We start from the raw sequence: 5,428 nt of genomic DNA, 5'->3' as shown, positions 1-5,428 counted from the left end.
CCTCCGAACTCAGAACACATGGATCGACTCAGGCTCGATGCCGACGGTCATGCGCGCGCCAGCGGCGGGCAGCGCGCCGCGTGCGGGCTGGCGCACCAGCAGCTCGAGGCCGCCCTCGCAGGCGAGGCGCAGCTTGAACGACGTGCCGAGATAGACCGACTCGATCACCTCGCCGGCGAAGGCGTTGGCGCCCGACGGGGCGAATCGCTCGGGGCGCATCAGCACGCCGACCTTGCTTCCGGCTGGCCTGTCGCTGCGCACCTGCAGGACGCGGCCGCCGTCGAGCGTAACCGTGCCCGGCGCGCTCATCGTCCCGTGGAAGATGTTGCTCTCGCCCACGAAGTCGGCGACGAAATCGTTGGCCGGCCGCTCGTAGATCTCGGTCGTCGTGGCAATCTGCTGGATCGTGCCCCTGCTCATCACCGCGATCCGGTCGGACAGGACCAGCGCCTCCTCCTGGTCGTGGGTGATGAAGATGGTGGTGAGGCCGAGACGGCGCTGCAGGCGGCGCACCTCGAGCTGCATCGTCTCCCGGAGCTTGCGGTCCAGCGCCCCGAAGGGCTCGTCCAGCAGCAGGAGCCGCGGGTTGAACACGATGGCGCGCGCGAGGGCCACGCGCTGCTGCTGGCCGCCGGAAAGCTGCCGCGGCAGGCGCGCCTCGTAACCTTTGAGCTCGACCATCGCCAGGGCCTCGGCGACGCGCCGCTCGATCTCCGGCTTCGCGACGTTGCGCATCTCCAGCGGGAAGGCGACGTTGGCCGCGACGCTGAGATGCGGGAACAGGGCATAGTTCTGGAACACCATGCCGATGTCCCGCCGGGCCGGCGGCAGCGCGGTGATGTCGGCGCCGCCCACCGTCACGCGGCCGGCGTCGGGCGTCTCGAAGCCCGCAACGACCTTGAGCAGGGTCGTCTTCCCCGAGCCGCTGGGCCCCAGGATGGTCAGAAGCTCCCCCTGGGCCACCTGCAGGGAGACGTGATCGAGCGCGACCACCTCTCCGAAACGTCTGGCCACACCCTCGATGAGAAGGTCGGCCGATCCCCCGCTGGCACTCAAGAGAGGTCAGCCCTTCTTCAGCATCCAGGCGTTCCACAGTTCCGCCGCCTTGGTGCCGTTCTCGGCATACCACTGGTCGCTCACCCAGAACTGCTGGTCGAGATAGGCGGTCGGCAGGAACGGCTTCACCTTCGGATCGACGAAGTTCAGCGATTCGAGGTTGAGGCCGGGATAGCCGAGCTCCGAGGCATAGACCGCCTGCTGCTGCGGTATCGCGAGCTCGGCCAGCATCTTGTTGGCCCAGTACGGGCTCTTGGCGCCGCGCGGGATGGCGAAGCTGCCCTGCTTCAGGGCTCCCTCGTTCCATTCGATGCCGACCGGCGCGCCCTTCTTGATGATGTCGTAGAAACGGCCGTTCCAGCCGGTGGCCAGCACCACTTCCTTGTCGAGCAGCAGCTGGGCGGGCTGCTGGCCGGTCGACCACCAGACGGTGATATGCGGCTTGATCTGGTCGAGCTTCTTGAAGGCGCGGTCGAAGTCGATCGGATAGATCTTGTCCTTCGGCACGCCGTCGGCGATCAGCGCGAATTCGAGATTGTCGGTCGGATGGTTGCGCATCGAGCGCGCGCCCGGGAACTTCTTCACGTCCCACCAGTCTGCCCAGCTCTTGGGATGGCTGCCGTTCTTGAAGACGTCGTTCCGGTAACCGATGATGGTCGTGTAGACCGACGAGGCGAAGACGTAGGGATTCTGCGCCGTCGCCGGATACTTGGAGCGGTCGACGACCTTCGGATCGATCTTCTCCAGCAGGTTGGCCTTGCTGGCGCGGATCGCGTCCTGGCCGCCGATCTCGGTGAGATCCCACTCCACATTGCCCGAGTCGACCATCGCGCGCAGCTTGCCGAAGTCGACCGGGCTCGTCTCGACGACCTTGATCCCGTACTTCTTCTCGAAGCCGTTGAAGAAAGCCTTGCGCATGGCCGAGCCCATCGAGCCACCGGAATGGTTGACCACGAGTTGGGCGGGCTTCGCCGGCTCGGCCTGTGCGAAGGCGGGCCCGGCGGCGCCGACCGCGGCGGCGCCTCCCAGCAGCGAGAGAGCGTGGCGGCGATGCAGGCGCTTCAAGTCCATGGCGTTTCCCCTCCGTGATCCCCTCGGGACTGTAGAAGCGGTATCTGCATGGAGCAATACCGAACACCATAACCTTCTGGAATGACCAGACGGGACGAATGAATTTCTCGACTACTGCAGGAGGCGTCTAACGTCGCTGCCAAGCAACAACGGTGGGGGCCAGCGATGATGAACCGATTGAAGGCGTTGATGTGCAGCGCGGTCCTGGCCTGTGCGAGCACGGGTGTCGCGTCTGCCCAGGAGCTCACCATGGCGGTGTGGGGCGGGGGCGGCGCCAACACCTGGCGCGAGGCCTTCATCAAGCAGTTCAACCCCGGCAACGGCTCCACCATCAAGATGGTCGAGGTGCCGAACCCGGCCGGCGCGCTGCGCTCTCCCGCGGCCGCCGGACAGTACAGCCTGGCGCTGGTCACCTACTTCGAGGCGATCGCGCTGTCCAATGCCGGCCTGATCGAAAGCTTCGACGACAAGCAGCTTCCGGGAATCTCCGACGTCGATCCGAAGTTCCTGACCAAGGACAAGGCCGGCCGCCACGTCGGCCTGCCGGTCTACTTCACCTACTACGGGATCGCCTACAACACCGACCTCGCCAAGGCCCAGGACTTCGCCTCCTGGCAGGGGCTCGCCGATCCGAAGTGGAAGGGCAAGCTGTCTCTGACCCGGCCGGTCTATCTCGCGCCCTACGACGCCGTCATCATGGCCAAGGCGATGGGCGGCAGCGAGAAGGACATCGATCCGGGCTTCAAGCTGCTCGAGAAGATCGTGCCGAACGTGCTCGCGACCTACACCTCGCTCGCTCACATGAACACGCTGCTGACGCGCGGCGAGGTTGCCGCGGTGCCGTTCTACGCGTCGCGCGTCTGGGCACTGCGCCGCCAGGGCGCCGCCAATGTCGGCATCGTGATTCCCAAAGAGGGTGCGCTGATGCTGCCCTACGTCGTGGTGGTGCCGAAGGGCGCCAAGAACCAGGACAAGTCGCTGGTCTGGATGAACTACATCGCCGGCGCCGAGCCGCAGCTGCGCGCGGCCCTGCTCGACGGCTGGCTGCCGATGAACGCCAAGGTCAAGCTGCCCGAGGATCTGCAGAAGACGCTTGGCCAGCCCTACGACGAGATCGTGAAGTCGCTCTACTCGCCCGACTGGCGCATCGTCGTCGAGCACAACGAGGCGCGGGTCGACCGCGCCGAGAAGCTGATGTCCGGCGTCAAGCAGTGAGCCGGGGTTCGATCTCGATCGACGGTGTCGGCAAGGCGTTCGGCACCGCGACGGTGCTGCACGAGGTGAATCTTTCGATCGAGGGTGGCAGCTTCGTCACCCTGCTCGGCCCCTCCGGATGCGGCAAGACCACCCTGCTGCGCTTGATCGCGGGCTTCCTCGAACCCAGCCGCGGCACCATCGCCATCGACGGCGCGCCCATGCAGGGCGTGCCGCCGCGGCGGCGCCCGCTCGGCATGGTGTTCCAGAACCTGGCGCTCTTCCCGCATCTCGACGTCTTCGAGAACGTGGCCTACGGCATGCGGATCCGCGGCACGGCGGCGTCCGAGATTTCGGCCCGCGTCTCGAAGTTCCTCGGTCTGGTGGGCCTCGCCGGCTTCGAGCGCCGGCGCATCGGCCAGCTCTCCGGCGGCCAGAAGCAACGCGTGGCGCTGGCGCGGTCGCTGGCGCTGGAGCCGGCAATCCTGCTGCTCGACGAGCCGCTGAGCGCGCTCGACCTGCAGCTTCGCCGCCAGCTCCAGGTCGAGCTCAAGTCGATCCAGCGTCAGCTCGCCACGACCTTCGTGTTCGTCACCCACGACCAGGAAGAGGCGACGATGCTTTCCGATACGATCGTCGTGATGGAGGGCGGGCACGTCCGGCAGGTTGGCACGCCGGGCGAGATCTACCGCCGCCCCGCCTCGCCCTTCGTCGCGCGGTTCGTGGGAGACATCAACATGCTGGACGGCCGCATCGAGGCGGTTGATGCCACAACGGTCTCGGTCTCCGTCGCGGGGCAGGCGATCTCCGTTCCCCGCTCAGCCGTCGTCGGCGCCGCGTCGGCCGGCCGCGCCTGCCAGCTCGCCTGCCGACCCGAGTCGGTGCGGCTGACGACACAAGCGGGCACGCTGTCGCTCGAAGGCCGCGTATCGGCGCTGCATCGTCTCGGCCCCACCGTGAAAGCCGTGCTCGACACGCCGCTGGGTCCCCTCACGGCGCTCTCCATGGCCGACACGCCGCACGTTGCGGAACTCGCCGAAGGAAAGACGGCGCACCTCTCGGTCCCGTACGACACATTCACGCTCTTCGCCTCAACCTGAAAGAACGATCATGCCTGCTCAGGATTTCGCCGGCCGCACCGTCGCAGCTCATGTCAAAGCCTTCATGTCCGGCAAGGTCGCCGCGCGCGACATCGTCGAGGGCGTGCTGGAGCGCACGAAGAAGGCCGAGCCCTTCAACCCGATCGCGACGCTCGATGCCGAAGGGGCACGCGCCGCCGCCGATGCGCTCGATGCGCGACGCAAGGGCGGCGGCTCCTTCGGCGCGCTGGCCGGCGTGCCCGTCTCCGCCAAGGACCTGATCCTGACCAAGGGCCTGCGCACGGCCTTCGCCTCGATCACTATGAAGGACAACGTGCCGTCGATGGATGCCGAGGCCATCGCCCAATGGCGCGCGGCCGATGCCGTCCTGTTCGCCAAGACGACGACGCCGGAGTTCGGGCACAAGGTGCTGACCGACAGCCCGCTGCACGGGATCACGCGCAACCCGTGGAATCGCGAGCACACGAGCGGCGGGTCGAGCGGCGGTGCCGCCGTCTCGGTGGCCCTGGGCCTCGGCCCGATCGCCATGTCGACCGACGGCGCGGGCTCGGGCCGCATTCCCGCGGCCTGCTGCGGCGTCTACGGTCTGAAGGCGACCCTGGGCCGCGTGCCGCACGAGGTGCCGCCGGACCAGTTCGGCCAGCTCACCTATCTCGGCGTGATGGCGCGCCATCCGACCGATCTCGGCGCCGGCCTCGCCTCGATGTCGGGCAGCCATCCCAACGACCCATGGACCCTGGCCATCGGTCGCGAACCCTTCGCCTGGCCTGACAAATCCGGTGGGCATCCGATCGCCGGCAAGCGCATCACCGTGATCCGCCGCATGACCGGCGGCTACCTCGATCCCGACACCGAGGCCCGCCTCGATGCAGCGCTCGCCCTCCTCGACAAGCAGGGCGCGAAGATCAAGGAGATGGACGGTCGCGAGATCGACTGGAAGCTTGATGTCGCGCGCATCATCCTGCGCGCCAACCAGATCGAACGCTTCGCCGACATCCTGAAGAACC

General features: G+C 67.3%; 5 protein-coding genes. 3 read left to right on the top strand and 2 right to left on the bottom strand.

Annotation, left to right across the window (positions count from 1 at the left end):
* Positions 1–9: 9 nt before the first annotated feature.
* Together Q0Q47_RS30840 and Q0Q47_RS30835 are read right to left on the bottom strand one after the other, a co-directional pair.
* Positions 10–993: an ABC transporter ATP-binding protein gene (locus Q0Q47_RS30840; protein ID WP_293868983.1), complete on the bottom strand. Its 984-nt coding sequence runs from the start codon at positions 991–993 to the stop codon at positions 10–12.
* Positions 994–1,062: 69 nt separating this feature from the next.
* Positions 1,063–2,127, bottom strand: a complete 1,065-nt coding sequence (locus Q0Q47_RS30835) for an ABC transporter substrate-binding protein (RefSeq protein ID WP_293868982.1) — start codon at positions 2,125–2,127, stop codon at positions 1,063–1,065.
* Between the two features lie 189 nt (positions 2,128–2,316).
* Between Q0Q47_RS30835 and Q0Q47_RS30830 the strand changes: the two genes are divergently transcribed.
* The 3 genes from Q0Q47_RS30830 to Q0Q47_RS30820 all read left to right on the top strand — a co-directional run.
* Positions 2,317–3,342 carry an extracellular solute-binding protein gene (locus tag Q0Q47_RS30830; RefSeq protein WP_293868980.1) on the top strand — a complete coding sequence of 342 codons (1,026 nt, stop codon included), beginning with the start codon at positions 2,317–2,319 and terminating at the stop codon, positions 3,340–3,342.
* Positions 3,339–4,421, top strand: a complete 1,083-nt coding sequence (locus Q0Q47_RS30825; RefSeq protein WP_293868978.1) for an ABC transporter ATP-binding protein — start codon at positions 3,339–3,341, stop codon at positions 4,419–4,421. The genes Q0Q47_RS30830 and Q0Q47_RS30825 overlap by 4 nt, the downstream gene beginning before the upstream one ends.
* 64 nt (positions 4,422–4,485) lie before the next feature.
* On the top strand, positions 4,486–5,428 hold a 943-nt coding region (locus Q0Q47_RS30820), incomplete at its 3' end, for an amidase (protein WP_293868976.1).

Origin of the sequence: uncultured Alsobacter sp. (genome assembly GCF_945952055.1) — a bacterium.
Classification (GTDB): Bacteria; Pseudomonadota; Alphaproteobacteria; order Rhizobiales; family Beijerinckiaceae; genus Alsobacter.
This window is presented reverse-complemented; position numbering and strand designations above follow the sequence as displayed.

Excerpts from the sequence above, each read along its gene's own strand:
- Q0Q47_RS30835 (WP_293868982.1), bottom strand. The coding sequence starts at position 2,127 with ATGGACTTGAAGCGCCTGCATCGCCGCCACGCTCTCTCGCTGCTGGGA.
- Q0Q47_RS30830 (WP_293868980.1), top strand. The coding sequence starts at position 2,317 with ATGTGCAGCGCGGTCCTGGCCTGTGCGAGCACGGGTGTCGCGTCTGCC.